The organism is Thermoleophilum album (assembly GCF_028867705.1).
GTDB lineage: Bacteria > Actinomycetota > Thermoleophilia > Solirubrobacterales > Thermoleophilaceae > Thermoleophilum.
In genome coordinates, this window is sequence record NZ_CP066171.1 from 1,372,191 (window position 1) to 1,390,894 (window position 18,704).

Genomic DNA, 18,704 nt, shown 5'->3' on the forward strand with positions numbered 1-18,704 from the left:
ACCGCGAGATGGTGGTTAACACAACGTGTTCCTCGAGCAGGGTTCGGGCGTCGGCAGGTCACACCGAGGTCCGAGACTTGCTCGTGAGCAGCACGGGGGAGAGACTGCGAGACGGCTATGGCTGCGAGAGCTACGGCTTCTAGCGTCTAGGCGACGGTCTAGGCGACGAGCTCGCGCCGGGCCATTGCTGCGCGCAGCGCCCACAAGGCCGCGCCGGCCCAAACGGCTAGCTGCGCTTTCCACCACCAGCTGATGCAATCGGGAGAGGAGAAGGAGCTGGCCCCGCAAAAGTGCTGCTGCCATTTGATCTGGAGTATCGGGTCGATGCGGTACTGCCAGGCAAGCGCGGAAAGGCCCGAGTTGTCCGAGATCAAGCTGTCGAGCATGGGGCTGATCGCGAAGTGGGCGACGAGCAGTGCGCTAGCTAGTGCGTAGGCCACGGTGCGCGATCGGATCAAGAGCCCGAGCAGCGCCCCGAACGCCGCCACCGGCAACAGCACAGGTATGCGGACTAGCGCCAGCAGCACTGCTTCGACACCTGGCGCCACGTCGAGCCGGGGAATTTCCCGGTACATGTCCGGATAGGTGGTGTAGTCGGATGGTGCGAACGACGGCTTGAAGCCCGCGAATGGCGCGAGCACGAGGATCAACACAACCGAGACAACGACAACGAGCACACAGATCAGCGCGAGCGATATCGCCTTCGACAACCAGTAGCGCCGCCAACCACCAACTCGGTGCAGCGTGACCCATGCACCGCCCCGCTCGCGGTCCTCAGCGGTAAGCGCCACGCCCAAAAGCAGCGCCGACAGAAGATGCATGCCGAACGCAGCGACGTCACGAGCCAGGACTATCGGCACCACATCGAGCAGCGACGGGTGGAGCGGATGGTTGTAGGGGTTGGGCTCGTTCAGGATGATCCTGTTCGGTTGCGGGATGTCGAGCGCGGTGACAATGAAGAACGCCATCGCTGCGAGCACACCCAGCCCGCGCCAGCCCGAAAGCAGCCAGCGCAACTCGTAGCGCGAAAGCGCAAACGCCGCTCTCACAGCACCGCACCCCCGTCCAGCAGCCGCAGAAACTCGGCCTCCAGCGACGCCCGCGCCGGCCGAAACTCGCACACCCCCACACCGCCCGCAACGAGCTCGGCGAGCAGCTCGGGAAGCGGCCGCGCCACGCGCACCAACAGCTCTCCCGTCTCCTCGAGCGCTTCCACCACCCACCCGCGCCCGGCCGCAAGCGCACGCAAACGCTCCTCATCGGCCCCCGTGGCACAGCGCACAAGCGCCCCCTCCAGATCCCGCAACTCAAGCACCTTCCGAACCTCGCCCCGCGCCACCAAAAGCACCCGATCACACAACCGCTCAACCTCCGTCAGCATGTGGCTCGCCAACACAATCGCGATCCCATGCTCGTCAGCGAGCCTGCGCAAAAGCCCGCGCAACGCCACGATCGCCTCCGGATCGAGACCGTTCGTCGGCTCGTCCAACACCAAAAGCCGCGGATCCTCCATCAACGCCTGCGCCAGATAAAGACGCTGGCGCATACCGTGCGAAAACCCCCGCACCGGCTTGCGCGACCCAGGATCCAGCCCAACCAACCGCAACGTCTCCTCGATCTTCCCGCGATCCGCAACCCCCCGCACCGACGCCAAAAGCTCGAGATTCCGCCGCGCCGACAGCTCCGGCACCATCCCCATCTGCTCAGCCACCAACCCAAGCCCCACCGGCACCCTCGCCCGCGGATCGCAACCAAACACCCTCACCTCGCCCTCGCTAGGCGGCGTGAGCCCACACACCATCTTCAAAAACGTCGACTTCCCCGCCCCATTCGGACCGATGAAGCCAAGCACATCGCCCGCACACAACTCCACACTCACACCACGGATCGCCCACTGGCTCCCATAACGGCGACCAAGATTGCGAGTCACAAGCACCGGATCCCCGGCGACACCAGCCGCGGCCCTCGATGGCTGGATAGTGGCGGAAACAGATACCTGTGCCGTCACGACACGACCTCCTTACCTTCCAGACAGCTAACCGTCCCGTCGATCACGCGCGCGCCTCCTGGCGCCACGCAGCCACACATACGAATAACAATGACACCACAAGCAGCGATAGGAACACCCCGAAAGGAACCACCCACAGCCACGGCGCGTCGAACGTGGCCACGATCTTGCTGTACACCGGTGCGACCTCCAAGTACGGCTGGAAAGAAAACCACTTCCCCCACGGCATTTGCGACCTGAACGGGTTCAACATCGGCCACATACAAAGCGTGAACACAAGCAGTGTCGGCACGATCGGTCGCGCCACAACCTGACCTATCGCACAGCCAAGCGCAGCAACCGCCGCGCACGCAACCGCACCCAACACAACCGTCACCAGATCACACACAAGCGGCGAGAAATGCCACAAACCGGGTGTGGGAAAACCCATCTCGTAGGGTGGGATAACAGTGCGCGGATCGTACCCCATCTCGACCGCAGCCCGAAAAGCGCCCGGCCGAATCAGCGCGTGATCACGCCACGGCAGGGTCAAAAGATTCAACACCACAAGCGCACAACCAACCAGCGTGCCCACAAAACCAGCCGCCAACGACCCCGCAACAGTACGCACAACCGCAAGCCGCACACCCCGCAACCCCCGCACCGCATACAACACATCCTCCCCACGACCACGCCCCACAGCCGTCAACGCCCCACCAACCGCAAACCCAAGCAACGGAAGCCCCCAAGCGAAGAGGCTCTCTCTGGTGCTGCACGTAAGCGCCCCAAACGCTCCCCGCGCCTCGCTCCCCGAGCAACCCACCCCCTGGCGCGAGTTCAAATACATAGCAACCACAAGCACCAGGCCCGCAGCCACCACCACTAGGCGTGCGACGCAACGCCGAGCCAACGCCAAAACCACGCGCGCCGTACGCACACCCACACGACCGTGTCGCACCGCGCCGCCCCGGGCAAAATGCCCAGGGCGGCCGGCACGAGCAACTACACCACTAGCCATCACCAAACACTCGCCGCACTAGCACTACGGGCAGCGGAAGCGCAGCCGCAAACGGATGTGATCGGTGTCGAGACCAGAACTGTCGGTATAGATGCCGGGATACATGCGGTCCCTACCAGCGATCCAGCCGTTGTCGGCCTGACCCTTTTCGAGCTTGGCGGACTCCCAACGCACATCGCCGCTCTTGCCGCGACGGACTTGCACTTTTGCCCAGCCTCCATCGTCGATGAAAAGCACACGCACTCCAATGCTGCGACAGCGCTGGATTGCGAAGCTGAGCGTTGTGCAATATCTCCAGCCCCATCGGTCGGTGCTGCACGCCAGCTCCACCACCGTGTCGGCGCTCGCCGTCGCCACCGGCCCGGCCGTAGCAACAGCCCCACACGCTGCGAGCGTTGCGGCTGACGCCGCGACACACCTGCGCAACCTCTTCACCTGTCTTACTCCCTTTCCTGCGCACTCGAACCAACATGTGCGGCCACAGACCATTAGGCCATTGGGTCATTGGGCCACGCCGCCTCGCGACAAGCGAGCAGGCGGCCGGCACCCTAGCACACACATCTGACGCACACAACGCTCGACACCCGCACCGAACAACGCTCTTTCACACGCAGCCCAAGATCCATACCGTGTAGGTAACTCGGCTTCTAATACGCGCGCGCTTATCACACACAACCATCACACGCAATGATGGAAATCCACCATCGACTGATGGCGGACAACCATCATCGATACGCGCAACGGTTGCAGCGGCCGCGAGGCGCCACCGCCCCTCCCCAACCAGCGCCCCTGCCCCAGAACACCAAGCCAGCGCCCCCGGCAGGATTCGAACCTGCGACCTAGGGATTAGAAGTCCCTCGCTCTGATCCGCTGAGCTACGGGGGCCCGCGCACAGCGCAATCGGGGCGGCCGGATTCGAACCGGCGACTTCGCGCCCCCAAAGCGCGCGCTCTACCAGGCTGAGCTACGCCCCGTGCAAACGAAGTGTACGCCCCGCCAGCGGGCCTGCGGTTAGCGCCGCAAGTGCACGAGCGGCGGTAGGGTGCCGAGCTGATGCCTGAGGTCACCCCCTTCCCTGCGCTGCGCTACGAGCCGGCACGCGCCGGCCGCCTCGACGAGCTCGTCGCGCCCCCCTATGACGTCGTCGACCCGGCGTGGCGACGCTCGCTCCTAGCCACCAACCCACGCAACGTCGTCGCCATCGACCTCCCCCACGACGACCCCGACCACCCCGAGCGCGCTGGCGACGACCCCTACACGAAAGCCGCGGAAACCGTCGCCCGCTGGCTGCGCGAAGGCATCCTCGTGCGCGAAGAAAAGCCTGCTTTGTGGGTGATGCGCCAACGCTTCACCGCCCCCGACGGCCAGCTCCGAACCCGCACGGGTTTCTTCGCGCGCGTGCGCGTCGAGCCCCACGACGGGACGATCCGCCCCCACGAGCGCACCCAACCCGGCCCCAAAGAGGACCGGCTGCGCCTAACCCGCGCCACGCGGCTCAACCTCTCACCGATCTTCAGCGTCTTCCCTGATCCCGACGGCGGTGCGCGCGCCGCGCTCGCAGCCGTCGCCGACCGCGAGCCGGCCGGGAGGTTCGTCGAGCACGACGGCACCAGCACGACCTTCTGGCGCGTCGACGACCCCGCCACGATCGAGCAGCTCACGAAGCTCGCCGCGCGCAGCGAACTGTTGATCGCCGACGGCCACCACCGCTACGAAACAGCCCGCACCTACGCGCGCGAGGTGGGCGGCGAGGGGCCACACCAGCGCACGCTGATGTTCCTCTGTCCCCTCTCCGACCCGGGGCTCGAGCTCTATCCGATCCACCGCCTGCTCACTGGCATCGACGCCGAGCGCCGGCGTGCGCTGTGGCAAACGCTGGAAGCGTTCTTCGACCTCGAAGACCGTGATCCGCCGGCGCCCAGCGACGCGACCGACGCCGGCAGCACGGTCAGCGGCTTCATCCCCGGGCGCTTCGGCGTCGTCGATCCAGCGAGCGGCCGCAGCGTGGTGGCAACACTGCGACGCGACGCCGCCCAGGCGGAGCTTGCGCAGCTCCCTCCCGCCCTGCGCGAACTCGACGCCGCGATCCTCGAGCACCTAGTGCTGCGCCGCGCGCTCGCACTCAGCGACGAGGACATCGCCAACAAGCGCGGGATCAGCTACACACCACGGTTCGAGCGCGCGCTGCAAGCAGTGGCGACCGGCGATGCGGATGTCGCCTTCCTCCTGCGCGCGACACCGATCGAACAGGTGCGCGCGATCGCTGCCGACGGTGTGCCGATGCCGCCAAAGTCGACCTTCTTCTACCCGAAGGTGCCGACGGGGATCGTCTTCAACCCGCTCGACGAGCGCTTCGAACAGTGACTAGCTGCGCGCGATGAAGATCTATACGCGTAAAGGCGACGACGGCACCACTGGCCTGTGGTACGGCGGACGGGTGCCGAAAGACTCGCCGCGGCCCGAGGCCTACGGCACCGTCGACGAGGCCGGTTCCGCGCTCGCGCTTTGCCGCGCCGCGTGCGATCGCGACAGCGAGCTGCACCGCGACATCTTGTGGCTGCAGCGCCAGTTGTTCGTGTGCGGCGCGCAACTAGCCACCGCGCCGTCGGCTGCCTCGCGGCTCGAGCCCGGCGTGTCGCGCATCGAACCGCAAGCCGTCGAGGAACTTGAGCGGATGATCGACCGCTACATGGAGCGTGTCGATCTGCCCCCGAAGTTCGTGATACCGGGCGGAACCGAGCTCTCGGCGCGGCTCGACTTCGCGCGCACCGTTCTGCGGCGGGCGGAGCGTCGCGTCGCCGCGCTCGTCGCTGCGGGCGAGCTCGACGACGCCACGCTGGTCGCCTTTCTCAACCGTGCTTCGGACGCGGTGTGGGCGATGGCGCGCTACGCCGACGAGCCGCAGCCCGAACTCTTCGAAGGTCGCGGCACATGACGCGGACTCGCGGTCGGTCGCGGGACGGGTGCCAAGGAATCTCGTAGCGTCAGCGAGCGGGAGGTAGTGCAAGCGATGAAAGCAGTGGCGCGCAGACTCGACGACGGCTACCAGCACGAGGTGTCGATCCGACACCACCGCTTCTTGACCGACGAACCCCCATCCAACGGTGGACGCGACAGCGGACCGACACCGTTGGAACTGTTGGCGGCCGCGCTCGCCTCGTGCAGCGCGATCACGCTCGAGATGTACGCCAAGCGCAAGGGTTGGGATGTAGGTCGGGTTGAGGTCGAGGTGGACTACGAACCGGCGCAGCGCGGTGCACCGACGCGCTTCGACATCACGGTCAAGCTCCCACGCCATCTGAGCGAAGAGCAGCAGGAGCGGCTGATGCAGATAGTCGCCAAGTGCCCCGTGCACCGCACGCTCGAGGGCGAGGCGATGTTCCGTGAAGAGCTGAAGCTCGTTTGAACGGCCGCTGGCCAGGACGCGCGAGCGCCTCGCGCGCTCGGGAACGTCGCCACTGAAGCGGCGGACACGCGCGCGAAGGCGTGCAGGACTCAAGGTGGCGGCGGGGAACGCCGACACCGTGGACGTGACCGCACGTACCGCCCCGGCGGTCCGGACCCTCCGCACCGGTGCCGTCTACACGCTGGTTTACGTCGCTGTAGCCGCAGTCGGACAGGCGCTGGTCGAGCCGAGCGGCGGAACCGCCACCCTCTGGCCGGCCACCGGCCTCGCGGCCGGTGCCCTTTACGTCCAGCAGGCGCGCCGCTGGCTTGCGCCGCTCGTCGGCCTTGTGGCGGGCGCTTTCTGCGCCAACCTGCTGGCCGGCACCGACCCGCTTCTTGCGGCCGCCTTCGCCGGCCCGGCGGCGGCCGCGCCGGCGCTCGCGGCGGCGGCCGCACGCGCGCTCGCCGGGCCGCCAGCCGAGCTTCAGCCGCGCTTCGTCGTTCTCGTCCGTCTCGCTGGCGCCGCGGCCGTGGGTTGCGGGCTCGCCGCTCTCACCGGCGCGGCAGCGGCGGCGCGCGCTTTCGGCACCGAACCGCTGCAGGCGTGGATGTCGTGGTGGGCGGCCGACCTCGCCGGCACCGCGACGCTCGCGCCCGCAGGGGCGCTGTTGGCGCTCCACACCGGTCGTCTCGCCCGCTGGCGCAAGCAGATCGAAGCCGCGCAGCGGGCGCTGCGCGACCCGCAAAAGCAGCGCGCCCTCGTTGGGGTGGCTGCGCTCGTCGCCGCCGGGATCACCAGCGGAGCGCTCGTTTTCGCCGCCGAGCCGTCGACGCTCGGGTTCCGCAACACCCTGCCGGCGACGCTGCCGCTCGCGTTCGGTCTTTGGCTCGCCTGGCGCTTCGGCACTCCCGCGCTGGCGAGCGTCCTCGCTATCGGCGGCACGCTTGCCGGCTGGCTCACCGCCACCGGTCAGGGACCGTTCGCCAACCCCGCGGCCCCGCCCACCGCCGGCGTGCGCGGGCTTCAGATCTTCCTCGTCACGGGCGCGTTGCTCGCCGGCGCCGCTACCGTCACGCGGCTGCGCGAGCTCGCGCTGCGCAGGTCGCTCGCCGACGCCGCCGGCTGGTTGCGGTCGATCCTCGCCACCGCCTCCGACGCCTACGTCGCGCTCGATCACAGCGGTCGCATCGTCGAGTGGAACGCGACCGCGGAGCGGATGTTCGGGCGGCGGCGCGACCAGGTTCTCGGGCAGCCGCTCGCCGGCGTTCTCGGCGACCTACCGCTCGAGCACGCGGCCCAAGAAGGGCGAGCTATCGAACGCGATGTGCCCGGGCCGCTCGGTGCGCGCGTGCCGGTAGCGCTCGCGGTCGCGAGCGGACGCGGGGCGATCGCCTACCACCTCCTGCTCAGTGACCTGCGACCGGTACGCGCGCTCGAGGGCGAACTCGGGCGGGTGCGCGAAATCGTCGAGAACCTGCGCGCGCGTTTGATCGACGCGCTGCGCGACCGCGAGCTTCTGCTGCGCGAACGCGAAGCGCTTCGCCGCGAGCGCGACGAACTGCGCGCGACGCGCGAACACCTCGTCGAGACCCACCGCCAGCTCGAGGCTAACCACCGCGAGCTCGGCGCGCGCCACAGCCGGCTGCGCGACGAGCACGACAAGCTCGCCGCTCGCGCCGCCGAGATCGAGCGAGGCAGCCGTGAGCTCGCCGCCGAGCGCGACCGCCTGCTCGCCCAGCTGGCGGCCGCGCGCCACGCGCACGAACGCGCGCGCAGCGAGCTCGAGCAAGCACGTGCGCGCACCGCCGAGCTCGACGCCCAGCGAGCCAGCCTCGCCGAACAGCTCGCGAACGTAGCCGCCGCGCGCGACGCGAACGCTCGCAAGCTCGCGCTGACCGAGACACGTGCCGCCGAGCTCGAACGGTCCCTGGCCGACCACGAGCGCCGCCAGGAGCAGTTGCGCCACGAGCTCGCCGCGATCGAGCGCGAGCGCGACGAGGCGCTGGCACGCTGCGAGCGGCTCGCCGAGCTCGGAGAGCGGCGGTCGGTCGAGCTCGCGAAAGTGCACGACGAGCTGCGTACGCTCGCCAGCGAGCGCGACAAGCTGCGCGGCGAGCTTGCGCGCAGCGAAGCTACGAGCGAGCGACTGCGCGCCGAGCTCGACCGGCTTAACGCGGCGAGCGCCGCCGAACGCGAACGTCTCGAGCGGGCCGTCGCTAGAGCCGAGCGGGCGCTGCTCGAGCAGCGCTCGCGGCTCGAGAACGCGCAGGCCGAGGTCGAGCGAAGCTCGGGCGAGCTCGAGCGCGTGCGCGCGCAGCTCTCAACCGTCGAAACGCGCCTCGCCGAGGAGCGCGAGCGCCACGCCGCAACCGCTCGCGCCCTCGAGGAGCGCAGCCACGAGCTCGAGCGCCGTTCCCGCGAACTCGAACGCGCACGCGCCGAAAGCGATCGCCTTGCGAGTGAGGTCGCAGCTGCCCGCCTAGACGCCGAGCGCAAGGCGCGGCGACTCGAAGAGATCGAGCCAGAACTGGAGCGCGCCCGGCGGGAGCTCGCCGAGGCGGACGAGGTGCTGCAGCGCTGGACCGCTAGCTTCGAGCGCACCCGCCGAGCGGCAGCGCTGGTCGATCCCGACAACGGCCGCGTCGTCGCGTGCAACCAGCCTTTCGCCGACCTGCACGGCGTCCGCGTCGAAGACATAGTCGGGCGTCCCTTCGCGAGCCTCGCGACCCCCCGTAGCGCGGCCCGCGCCGCCCAGCTCGACCGTGAGGTGCGGACCGCCGGCTACGTGCGCTGGCAGGGCGAGCACCGCCACGCGAGCGGCAGCGTCGTGGAGGTCGCCGGCGAGGGGTTCGCGATCAGGGGCCGTGACGGACGCGAGCGTTACCGCGTGGTGTGGCTCGACGATCTCACGCTGCTGCGCGAGCGCGAACGCGGTGCGCGCACCGCGCAGGCACGGTTCGAGGCGACGTTCAAGCACGCGCCGGTACCGGCGGTGCTCGTCGACCGCCACGGGCTCGTCGTCGCAACCAACGACGCTTTCGCGCGCACGCTTGGCTACCCCGCCGAGCAGCTCGCCGGGCTGGCGCTGCGGACGCTCGCCACCCCGGACGACACCGACCGCCTCGCCGACGCTCTTGCCGCCGCGGTGTCCGGCGAGAACAAGCGTGCGCAGATGCGTTTCGTCGACGCTCAGGGGTCCGAGCTCGAAGCGGAGCTGTCGGCCACCGCGCTGGGAGAAGAAGCCGGCGGCGGCGCGCTCGTGTGGCTGCAGGACGCGAGCGAGCGGCGCCGCTTCGAGGGCCAGCTCCAGCATCTCACCGACCATGACGGCGTCACCGGTCTCTTCAACGCCAAGCGCTTCCGCGAGGAGCTCGAACGCGAGCTCGCGTCGGCAGCCCGCTACCGCAGCAGCGCCGCGGTGCTGGCAATCGACATCGACGGTTTCCGCTACCTGAACGGGGCGCTCGGCCACGAAGCCGCCGACGAACTGCTTGCGCGCATCGCCGACGCCCTGCGGCGCCGGCTGCGCTCGAGCGACATCGCCGCCCGCACCGGCAGCGACGAGTTCGCGGTGCTGTTGCCGCGCGCCACGCTTGACGAGGCGCACAGCGCTGCCAGCGGGATACTCGAGGCGCTGCGTGCACTCGGCCGCGAAGAGCTGGGCGGGCGGCCGCTCCAGCTCACCGCAAGCATCGGCGCAGCCTCTTTCACCGGCGACCCGCCGCTCGCTGACGAGCTTCTCGTCGCTGCCGAAAGCGCGCTCTGGGACGCCAAGGAGCGTGGCGGCGACACCGTCTGCACCGCGGCGGCGAGCGGCGACGGCTCCGCAGTCGCCCGCCGGCTGGCGTGGGGCGAGCGGCTGCGGCGAGCGCTCGACAGCGGGCGTCTGCGCCTGGTCGCACAGCCGCTCGTGGCCCTCGAAGCGGCGCTACCGACCCGCGTCGAGCTGGTGGTGCGCGTCGTCGGGGACGACGGCGAGCTCGTGCCGCCGGCAGCGTTCATGCCCGCCGCCGAGCGCTTCGGTCTCGCCGGCGAACTCGACCGCTGGGCGATCCGCGCGGCTGTCGCCGAGCTCGCGACACGGCGGCGCCGCGGCGAGCACACGACGCTCGAGCTGACGTTGTCGGCGAGCGCCGTCTCCGACCCTGAACTGCCGGCCTTCGTGGAGCGCGAGCTGCGCGCCAAAGGAACGGACGGGCGTGGGCTGGCACTGCTCGTTCCCGAGGCGGCCGCGATCGCTACCACCGACCGCGCCCGCTTGCTCGCCAAGCGGCTGATCGAGCTCGGCGTCGAGGCCGGCCTCAGCGAGTTCGGCGCCGGCTTCGGCTCGTTCCGGGCGCTCGAGCACCTGCCGTTCGGCTACGTGAAGATCGACCGCGAGCTTGTGGCCGGCCTCGCGCAGAGCCGCACCCGCCAGCTCGTGGTGCGCGCGATCGCCGATCTCGCCCGCGCGCTCGGCCGTCGCTGCGCCGCAGCGGGCGCCGACGAGGAAGCGGCGGCGATGCTGCGGGCCTGGGGTGTCGACTACGTGCAGCCGCTCGCGCCGTTCGCGAGCGGGCGGGCGACGCTCGCCGGCCCGGACTACGCGCTAGGGAACGCGGGCGCCGCCGGCGACGATCTTCGCGCCCGATCGACGGAGCTCTTCTAGAGCGCGCTCGCTGTCGCCCGGCTGGACGTCGACGCCGCGCGTCGCCGAGGTGTCGACCTCGACCTCGAAGCCGCGCCGCAACGCGTCGAGCGCGGTGTTTTTGACGCAGTAGTCGGTGGCGAGACCCACCACCGTGACGCGCTCGATGCCCCGTTCTCGCAAAAGCTGTTCGAGCTCAGGGTTCTCGAACGCCGAGTAGCCCTCGGTGGCGGGGTCTTGCCCCTTGTCGATCACCGCGTCGATGCGCGAACGGTCGAGGCGCGGGTGCAGCTTGGCACCTGGCGTCCCCTGAACGCAGTGACGTGGCCAAGGTCCCCCCTGCTCGCGGAACGAGCTGTGGTCGGACGGGTGCCAATCGCGCGTCGCGATCACGAGGTCGAAGCGCGATTCGCCGGCGAGCTCGTTGAGACGATCGGCGATCTCGTCGCCGCGCGGCACCGCCAACGCGCCGCCCGGCGTGAAGTCGTTCTGAAAGTCGACGATGACGAGCGCCTCTCGGGCCATCGCTCTCCCTCCTTCCCCGACGCTACTGTCGCGCCGCGGTGACGGCGCACCAGACGCGATCATAGGCAGCGGGTGAACGACGAACAGCGCGAGCGCGAGGCCGAAGGCGCGGCACAAGCCCCGCAGCGGCACGACGATCGAGGCCCGAGCCCCGGGCTCGAACTTCCCGAACGGTTGCGTGAGCTCTTGCTCGCTCCGGAAGAAACCGAGCGCATGTTCGCGCCAGGCTCGAAAGAGGCAGCTGTTCTCGTTCCGCTCCTCGAGCGGAACGGTGAGCTCGTAGCTGTGTTCACGCGCCGCGCCCGGCACCTCCCGCAGCACGCGGGCGAAATCTCTTTTCCCGGGGGGCGGCTACGTCGCGGCGAAAGTGCGCTGGCGGCCGCCCTGCGCGAGGCCGAGGAGGAGATCGGTCTTGCCCCAGCGAGGGTCGAGGTGGTCGGCGCGTTGCCTCCCACCGGGACGATCGTCACGGCCTTCCGCGTGCGGCCCTACGTTGGCTGGGTCGCCGCGCCGCCGGCGTCGTGGCGACCTGCGGCCGACGAGGTCGAAGCCGTGCTCGAGCTGCCGCTGCGCGCGCTCGCGGCCGGCTTTCGCCTGCAGCGGCTCGTGCGCCTCGGCGTGCCGATCCGAACACCGACCTACACGGTCGGTGAACACGTCGTCTGGGGCGCGACGGCACGCATCGTCCGCGCCCTGCTCCGCCGGCTCGCACCGCTCGACAGCGGGACAGCCGGCGAGGACGACGCCCGCTAGCGCGCAGCGCTCGCCGCGGCTCGCTAGCGCGATCGCCTCCCGTGCGCGGCCGCAGCGGTGCGGCCGTGCACGGTCAGCGGCGCCCGGGGGCGCGGGCAAGCATCAGCTACCGCGCTCGATCGGCACCGCCACGAGGTTCCCCCACTCGGTCCACGAGCCGTCGTAGTTCTCCACCTGGTCGTAACCGAGCAGCTCGTGCAGCACGAACCAGGTGTGGGCCGAGCGCTCGCCGATGCGGCAGTAGGCGATAACCGGCTTGCCGTCTTCCAGCACGCCCTTCTCGCGGTACAGGCGCTCGAGCTCCTCGCGCGATTTGAAAGTGCCGTCCTCGTTGACGGCTTGCGCCCACGGCACGTTGATGGCACCGGGGATGTGCCCGGCTCGCTGCGCGCCCTCCTGCTCGTAGCCGGCGGGCGAGATGATCTCGCCCGCGAACTCGGCGGGCGAGCGCACGTCGACGAGCTTCACGTCTCGCTCAAGCGCGGCGAGAACTTCGTCGCGACGCGCGCGGATCGACTCGTCGGGGCCTTTCGTCTCGAACCGCTGCGGCGGGTAGCTCGGCACCTCGGTCGTGGTCGGTCGCCCCTCGGCGATCCACTTCTCGCGCGGCCCGTTGATCAGCTTGACTTTGTCGTGGCCGTAGTAGCGGAAGTACCAGTAGGTGTAGGCCGCGAACCAGTTGTTGCGGTCGCCGTAGAGCACGACCGTGTGATCGTTGGAGATGCCGCGGCTTCCCATCAGCTCCCCGAACTCGCGGGGGCCGAGGAAGTCGCGCTGCACCGGATCCTGAAGGTCCTTTTGCCAGTCGAAGCCGATCGCACCGGGGATGTGCGCCTCGCGGTAGAGGTCGGGGTTTTCATCGACCTCGACGATGCGGATCGAGTCGTCGTCGAGATGCTGCTCGACCCACTCAGTCGACACCAAGACGTCCTTCGCGTACTCGCCCATGCTGCGCCTCCTCGGTCGTCGGAAGAGCGGAACCTCCGCCACCCGAACAAATCTGCCTTATTGCCGTGGTGATTCTAGTGTTTTGCTGCGGCGCAGTCACGCAGGGGCGCCGCCGCCGAGCAGTCGCGCCGCGGCAGCAGCGAGGTCGGCAGGGTCCGCGCCGCCCTCGTCGGGCGACTCGACGACAGCGAAGCGGATGCGCTTGCGGCGGCAGAACTCGGCCACCCGTTCGCCCGCCATCGCGACTTCGTCGTCTCCGACGGCCCCGCCCCCACCGCTCCGCGAACGTCCCGGCGACTCGTAAACGAACGCGCGCACGGGCGAGTCGACGAGGCGCTCGAGCAGCGACGACAAGCGGTTGCCGTGCAGCTCAGCGAACTCCGCCGCTGGCCGTCGCCGTGCTCCGAAACACCAACAAAGACACGCAGCGTCGGCGAGCAGCGGCAGCACCGTGCCGAGCCGCAGCGGGTCGAGCGTCGCCCCTTCGCCGCCTTCGCTGGCGACCGTCACGGGCGCGTCCAGCCGCGCGAACGCGGCCACGAACGCCGCGCCGCGCGCCCCGTCGCTGCAGACCACGATCCGCGCCACCGCCGCGACGCTAGCGCACCCGCCAACCGCCCGGTCGGTACGATCGCGCCGATGCCCGACGTCGTCATCTGCGATGCGTTGCGGACGCCGATCGGCCGCTACGGCGGCGCGCTCGCCGACGTGCGACCGGACACGCTCGCAGCGCTCGTTATCCGCCGCATCGTCGAGCGCAACGAGATCGATCCGGCGTTGGTCGACGACGTCGTCTTCGGCTGCGCCAACCAAGCGGGCGAAGACAACCGCAACGTCGCGCGCATGGCGCTGCTTCTGGCCGGGCTGCCGAAGGAGGTGCCGGGCGTGACCGTCAACCGCCTGTGCGCGTCCGGGCTCGACGCGGTCATCCACGCGGCACGAGCGATTCGCGCCGGCGAAGCCGACCTCGTGCTGGCGGGCGGTGTCGAGTCGATGACGCGGGCGCCGCTCGTCGCGCTCAAGCCCGATCGCGCCTGGCCGCGCGGCGGCCTCGAGCTCGTCGACACCACGATCGGGTGGCGCTTCCCCCACCCCGACTTCCCCTACTCGACGGAGTCGATGGGCGAAACCGCCGAGAACGTCGCACAGCGCTACGGCATCGCGCGCGAGGACCAGGACGCTTTCGCGCTCGAGTCGCACCGCCGCGCGATCGCCGCACAGGACGCCGGCCTGTTCGACCACGAGATCGTGCCCGTCGAGGTGCCGCAACGCAAGGGCGAGCCGGTCGTCGTCGAGCATGACGAAGGCCCGCGCCGCGACACCTCGCTCGAGAAGCTGGCACGCCTGCGCCCGGTGTTCCGCGACGGAGGCACGGTGACCGCTGGCAACTCTTCGCAAATCAACGACGGCGCGGCCTGCCTGCTGCTCGCCAGCGCCGAACGGGCGCGCGAGCTTGGCCTCTCCCCTCTTGCCCGCGTCGTCTGCGGCGCGGCCGCCGGCGTCGACCCCGCCTACATGGGCATCGGTCCGATCCCCGCCACGCGCAAACTCCTCGCCCGCACCGGCAAGGTGATCGACGACTTCGACCTCGTCGAGCTCAACGAAGCTTTCGCCAGCCAGGTGCTGGCTTGCATACGCGAGCTTGGCATCGACCACGAACGCTTGAACGTCAACGGCGGCGCGATCGCGATCGGGCACCCGCTCGGCTGCTCGGGCGCGCGCCTGGCGGGGACGATCTGTCACGAGCTCGCGCGTCGCGGCGGGCGGCTAGGACTCGTGACGATGTGCGTGGGCGTCGGTCAGGGCGTGGCGCTCGCGGTCGAGAACCTACGCCTCTGAGCTCGCCCGCGGCGACGCCGACCGCGCGGTCAGCGGTCAGGTAGGCTCGCTGTCCGTGATCGACTTCGAGCTGACAGACGAGCAGAAGCTGGTGCGCGAGACGGCGCGCGAGTTCGCCGAGAAAGAGATTCAGCCCCGCGTCCGCGACAACGATCGCAACGAGCGATTCGACACCGAGCTCGTCGAGAAGATGGCGGCGATGGGCTATCTCGGCGCGACGATCCCCGAGGAGTACGGCGGCCGCGGCATCGACTACATCACCTACGGCTTGATCGTTGAAGAGATCGGGCGCATCGACTCGGCGATGCGCACGGTGGTTTCGGTCGTCACCTCGCTTGTCAGCACGCCGATCTACAAGTGGGGTACCGAAGAGCAAAAGCGCGAGTGGCTGCCGAAGCTTTGTTCGGGCGAGGCGCTGGGCTGCTTCGGTCTAACCGAGCCCGACACCGGTTCCGACGCCGCCAGCTTGCAGACGCGTGCGGTGAAGATCGACGGCGGCTGGCGCATCTCCGGCCAGAAGATGTGGATCTCGCTCGGTAACTACGCGAAGGTGGCGCTCATCTTCGCCCAGACCGACCCCGAGAAGCGCCACAAGGGGATCGCGGCGTTCCTTGTCCCGACCGACTCGCCGGGGTTCCACTCCCAAGCGATCCACGGCAAGCTCGGCTTGCGCGGCTCGGACACCGCCGAGCTGTCGCTCGACGGCGTCGAGGTGCCGGACGAGGCGATGCTCGGCGAGATCGGCGACGGCTTCAAGGTCGCGATGACGGCGCTCGACGCCGGCCGCTACAGCGTGGCGGCCGGCTGCGTAGGCATCTGCCAAGGCTCCCTCGACGCCGCCGTCAAGTACGCCAAGGAGCGCATCCAGTTCGGCCGACCGATCGCCTCCTTCCAGCTCGTGCAAGAGATGCTCGCCGACATCAAGGTGCAAACCGAGGCGGCGCGCAGTCTCGTCTGGCGAGCGGGCTGGCTGAAGGACAAGGGCTTGCCCAACACCACCGAGACGTCGATCGCCAAGCTGTACGCCACCGAGGCGGCCGTGCGCTGTGCCAACCTCGCGATCCAGGTCCACGGCGGCTCGGGGTACGTCGACGACTATCCCGTCGAGCGCTACCTCCGCGACGCCCGCGTGACGACGCTCTACGAGGGCACCTCGCAGATCCAGAAGCTGATCATCGGGCGCTCGCTGACGGGTATCAACGCGATGGTGTGACGTACCAGGCGCGACGCCACTCGCAGCGCTCAGACCGTAGACCTGCGGCAAAAGGGGGATGAGTTGGGCGGTAGCGGCGGTGTCCTGATCGAAGAACGGCACGACGCGGTCGCACTGCTGCGCCTCAACCGACCGGAGGCGCGCAACGCGCTGTCGCCGGAGTTGCGCGCGGCGCTATGCGAGGCGCTCGCTCGGCTCGACCGCGACCAGGGCGTGCGCTGCATCGTGATCGCCGGCGACGACGAGCACTTCGCCGCCGGCGCCGACATCGCCCAGCTCAACGAGCGCGAGCTGCCCGACCTTTTGCAGGAACCGGGCGGAGCGAGCCTTTGGGACGCGCTGGCTCGCTGCCGCACGCCGTTGATAGCCGCAGTGTCCGGCTACGCGCTCGGCGGCGGCTGCGAGCTCGCGCTGGCATGCGACATGATCGTCGCGTCCGAAACCGCCCAGTTCGGACAGCCCGAGATCCGGCTCGGGATCATCCCCGGCGGCGGCGGGACGCAGCGGCTCGCGCGGGTGATCGGCAAACAGCGGGCGATGGAGCTCGTGCTCACCGGCCGCCGGATTCCCGCCGACGAGGCGTACGCGCTCGGTTTCGTGAACCGCGTGGTGGCGGCCGACCGCTGGCTCGAGGAGGCGCTCGAGCTGGCGCGTTCGGTCGCGCGGCGGGCGCCGCTCGCAGCGCGGCTTGGCAAACAGGCGGTTTTGGCAGCGGACGAGATGCCGCTGAGCGCCGGCCTCGAGCACGAACGCCGGCTCTTCGAGCTAGCGATGGCGACCGAGGACCGGCGCGAAGGCACCAGAGCTTTCCTCGAGAAGCGGCGTCCCGAGTTCCGCGGGAGGTAGGTGACGGTGCGCGGCGACCTACCCGAAGTCGTCGGGGTCTGCGGAGCCGGCACGATGGGCGCCGGTATCGCGCAGGTCGCCGTCGGCTGTGGGATGCGCACGCTGCTCTTCGATCCGCTTCCCGAGGCGCTCGAGCGGGGTGCTGCGCGGGTTCGCGAAGGCATCGCCAGGTGGCGCGAGCGCGGGCGGCTTTCGCCCGAGCAGGCCGATGGCGCCCTGGAGCTGCTGGAGCCGGTCGGCGATCTCGAGGCGCTCGCCCCTTGCGAGCTTGTGATCGAGGCGGCACCCGAACGGCTCGACCTCAAGCACGATCTCTTCAGGCGGTTGTCGGCGATCGTCGACGAGCAAGCGGTGCTCGCCACCAACACCTCGTCGATTCCGGTCACCGAGATCGCCCGCGCCGCCACGAACCCCGAGCGCGTGTGCGGCATGCACTTCTTCAACCCAGCGCCGCTTATGCGCCTGCTCGAAGTGATCGCCGCCGACCAGACGGGCGAACGCGCACTCGCGGTCGCTTTCGCCACCGGTCGCGAGATGGGCAAGCACGTGATCCTCGCCCAAGACGGACCGGGTTTCTTGGTCAACCGCTGCGGCCGCCCGTTCAACGGCGAGGCACTGCGTTGCTTGCAGGAGCGGCTCGCGACGCACGAGCAGATCGACCGCATCGTGCGGCTCGGCGGCGGTTTCCGGATGGGACCGTTCGAGCTGATGGACTTGGTCGGGGTCGATACCGGTTTCGCGGTCGCCAAGTCGTTCACGGAGCTTTCGTTCGGCGAGCCGCGGTGGCGGCCGAGCACGATCCAGGCGCGACTCGTGGCAGCGGGCCGGCTCGGCCGCAAGACCGGCCGCGGCTTCTACGACTACTCGCACGACCCCTACCGACCACCCGATCCCGAACCGCTCGAACCCGGTGGCGGCGAAGGCACCGTCCTCGCGATCGTCGGCGAGGGCGCTATCGCCGATGCGCTGCGCGAGCGCGCCCGGCGTGCTGGCTACGACGTGCGCGGCGACGGTCCGGCAGAGGTCGCGATCTACGCCGGGCTCGATCCCGCGCCGAAACTGCGCGGTGGCGCGCCCACCGCTGTCCTGCTGGCCGGACCGTCGCTCGCTGCCCGCGGCGAAACGCAGGCCGTCGGCTTCCACCTCGTCCCGCCGGTCGACGGCGCGAAGCTCGTCGAGCTCGCAGCGCTGCCGACGGCGGCGGGCTTCGCGCGGGAGGCGGTCGAGCGCACGTTCCGGTCGCTCGGGTTCCACAGCGAGTGGGTCGAGGATTCGCCCGGCTTGGTGCTCGGTCGGATCGTGTCGCAGCTCATCAACGAGGCGGCCTTCGCGCTCGGCGAGGGCATCGGCTCGCCCGACGACGTCGACGCCGGGCTCGAGCTCGGTCTCAACCATCCGCGCGGTCCCGTGCGCTGGAGCGAGGAGATGGGTACCGACCACGCGCTCGCAGTGATCGATGCTCTCTACGACGAACGGCGGGAGGAGCGCTACCGTGCCGCCCCGCTCTTGCGCCGGGCGGTGGCGCTCGGACGCAGCCTGCGCGAGCTAGCGAGCTGACAT

16 protein-coding genes and 2 tRNA genes are annotated in these 18,704 nt (G+C 69.7%); 9 read left to right on the forward strand and 9 right to left on the reverse strand.

Annotation, left to right across the window (positions count from 1 at the left end):
- Positions 1-158: 158 nt before the first annotated feature.
- The 6 genes from JDY09_RS06445 to JDY09_RS06470 form a co-directional block, all read right to left on the reverse strand.
- The gene (locus tag JDY09_RS06445) at positions 159-1,049 is read right to left on the reverse strand and encodes a hypothetical protein (protein WP_274716105.1); all 891 of its coding nucleotides are present in this window, start codon (positions 1,047-1,049) and stop codon (positions 159-161) included.
- A complete protein-coding gene (locus tag JDY09_RS06450) occupies positions 1,046-1,879 on the reverse strand; it encodes an ABC transporter ATP-binding protein (protein ID WP_274716106.1) in 834 nt (277 codons plus the stop codon). Before JDY09_RS06450 ends, JDY09_RS06445 begins: the two co-directional genes overlap by 4 nt.
- A gap of 172 nt (positions 1,880-2,051) precedes the next feature.
- On the reverse strand, positions 2,052-2,582 hold the full coding sequence (locus JDY09_RS06455; protein ID WP_274716107.1) for a hypothetical protein: 531 nt from the start codon (positions 2,580-2,582) through the stop codon (positions 2,052-2,054).
- Positions 2,583-3,029: 447 nt separating this feature from the next.
- Positions 3,030-3,209, reverse strand: coding sequence for a hypothetical protein (locus JDY09_RS06460; RefSeq protein WP_274716108.1), 180 nt, complete (start codon positions 3,207-3,209; stop codon positions 3,030-3,032).
- Between the two features lie 607 nt (positions 3,210-3,816).
- Positions 3,817-3,890 (reverse strand) — tRNA-Arg (locus JDY09_RS06465).
- A gap of 15 nt (positions 3,891-3,905) precedes the next feature.
- A tRNA-Pro gene (locus tag JDY09_RS06470) sits at positions 3,906-3,979 on the reverse strand.
- 79 nt (positions 3,980-4,058) lie between these two features.
- On the opposite strand from JDY09_RS06470, the gene JDY09_RS06475 reads away from it, so the two are divergent.
- From JDY09_RS06475 to JDY09_RS06490, 4 genes are all read left to right on the forward strand, one after another.
- Positions 4,059-5,369 carry a DUF1015 domain-containing protein gene (locus JDY09_RS06475; RefSeq protein ID WP_274716109.1) on the forward strand — a complete coding sequence of 437 codons (1,311 nt, stop codon included), beginning with the start codon at positions 4,059-4,061 and terminating at the stop codon, positions 5,367-5,369.
- Positions 5,370-5,382: 13 nt separating this feature from the next.
- Positions 5,383-5,940 (forward strand): cob(I)yrinic acid a,c-diamide adenosyltransferase, encoded by a 558-nt coding sequence (locus JDY09_RS06480; RefSeq protein WP_274716110.1) that lies wholly within the window; start codon positions 5,383-5,385, stop codon positions 5,938-5,940.
- A 75-nt stretch (positions 5,941-6,015) separates the two neighbouring features.
- Positions 6,016-6,411 (forward strand): OsmC family protein, encoded by a 396-nt coding sequence (locus tag JDY09_RS06485; RefSeq protein ID WP_274716111.1) that lies wholly within the window; start codon positions 6,016-6,018, stop codon positions 6,409-6,411.
- A gap of 94 nt (positions 6,412-6,505) precedes the next feature.
- Positions 6,506-11,041: an EAL domain-containing protein gene (locus tag JDY09_RS06490; protein ID WP_274716112.1), complete on the forward strand. Its 4,536-nt coding sequence runs from the start codon at positions 6,506-6,508 to the stop codon at positions 11,039-11,041.
- Here the strand turns inward: JDY09_RS06490 and pncA are convergent.
- Positions 10,982-11,545 (reverse strand): bifunctional nicotinamidase/pyrazinamidase, encoded by a 564-nt coding sequence (pncA, locus tag JDY09_RS06495; protein WP_274716113.1) that lies wholly within the window; start codon positions 11,543-11,545, stop codon positions 10,982-10,984. The two genes, JDY09_RS06490 and pncA, sit on opposite strands and share 60 nt — an antisense overlap.
- 72 nt (positions 11,546-11,617) lie before the next feature.
- On the opposite strand from pncA, the gene JDY09_RS06500 reads away from it, so the two are divergent.
- Entirely contained in the window at positions 11,618-12,298 is a 681-nt protein-coding gene (locus JDY09_RS06500; RefSeq protein WP_274716114.1) for an NUDIX hydrolase, read from the forward strand.
- Between the two features lie 102 nt (positions 12,299-12,400).
- Here the strand turns inward: JDY09_RS06500 and JDY09_RS06505 are convergent, their stop codons facing one another.
- A complete protein-coding gene (locus JDY09_RS06505) occupies positions 12,401-13,246 on the reverse strand; it encodes a sulfurtransferase (RefSeq protein WP_274716115.1) in 846 nt (281 codons plus the stop codon).
- Positions 13,247-13,342: 96 nt separating this feature from the next.
- On the reverse strand, positions 13,343-13,834 hold the full coding sequence (locus JDY09_RS06510; protein WP_274716116.1) for a hypothetical protein: 492 nt from the start codon (positions 13,832-13,834) through the stop codon (positions 13,343-13,345).
- 51 nt (positions 13,835-13,885) lie between these two features.
- Here JDY09_RS06510 and JDY09_RS06515 point away from each other — a divergent pair, with 51 nt between their 5' ends.
- The 4 genes from JDY09_RS06515 to JDY09_RS06530 all read left to right on the forward strand — a co-directional run bounded on the left by JDY09_RS06515 (position 13,886) and on the right by JDY09_RS06530 (position 18,701).
- Positions 13,886-15,085, forward strand: a complete 1,200-nt coding sequence (locus tag JDY09_RS06515; protein ID WP_274716117.1) for a thiolase family protein — start codon at positions 13,886-13,888, stop codon at positions 15,083-15,085.
- A 58-nt stretch (positions 15,086-15,143) separates the two neighbouring features.
- Positions 15,144-16,298, forward strand: a complete 1,155-nt coding sequence (locus JDY09_RS06520; RefSeq protein WP_428837472.1) for an acyl-CoA dehydrogenase family protein — start codon at positions 15,144-15,146, stop codon at positions 16,296-16,298.
- 63 nt (positions 16,299-16,361) lie between these two features.
- Entirely contained in the window at positions 16,362-17,144 is a 783-nt protein-coding gene (locus JDY09_RS06525; protein WP_274716119.1) for an enoyl-CoA hydratase-related protein, read from the forward strand.
- A gap of 6 nt (positions 17,145-17,150) precedes the next feature.
- Entirely contained in the window at positions 17,151-18,701 is a 1,551-nt protein-coding gene (locus JDY09_RS06530) for a 3-hydroxyacyl-CoA dehydrogenase NAD-binding domain-containing protein (protein ID WP_274716120.1), read from the forward strand.
- Positions 18,702-18,704 lie beyond the last annotated feature (3 nt).

Bases quoted from the DNA above. Each gene is read 5' to 3' on its own strand.
- JDY09_RS06480 (WP_274716110.1), top strand. From the start codon at position 5,383: ATGAAGATCTATACGCGTAAAGGCGACGACGGCACCACTGGCCTGTGG.
- pncA (WP_274716113.1), bottom strand. From the start codon at position 11,545: ATGGCCCGAGAGGCGCTCGTCATCGTCGACTTTCAGAACGACTTCACG.
- JDY09_RS06515 (WP_274716117.1), top strand. From the start codon at position 13,886: ATGCCCGACGTCGTCATCTGCGATGCGTTGCGGACGCCGATCGGCCGC.
- JDY09_RS06505 (WP_274716115.1), bottom strand. From the start codon at position 13,246: ATGGGCGAGTACGCGAAGGACGTCTTGGTGTCGACTGAGTGGGTCGAG.
- JDY09_RS06485 (WP_274716111.1), top strand. From the start codon at position 6,016: ATGAAAGCAGTGGCGCGCAGACTCGACGACGGCTACCAGCACGAGGTG.
- JDY09_RS06475 (WP_274716109.1), top strand. From the start codon at position 4,059: ATGCCTGAGGTCACCCCCTTCCCTGCGCTGCGCTACGAGCCGGCACGC.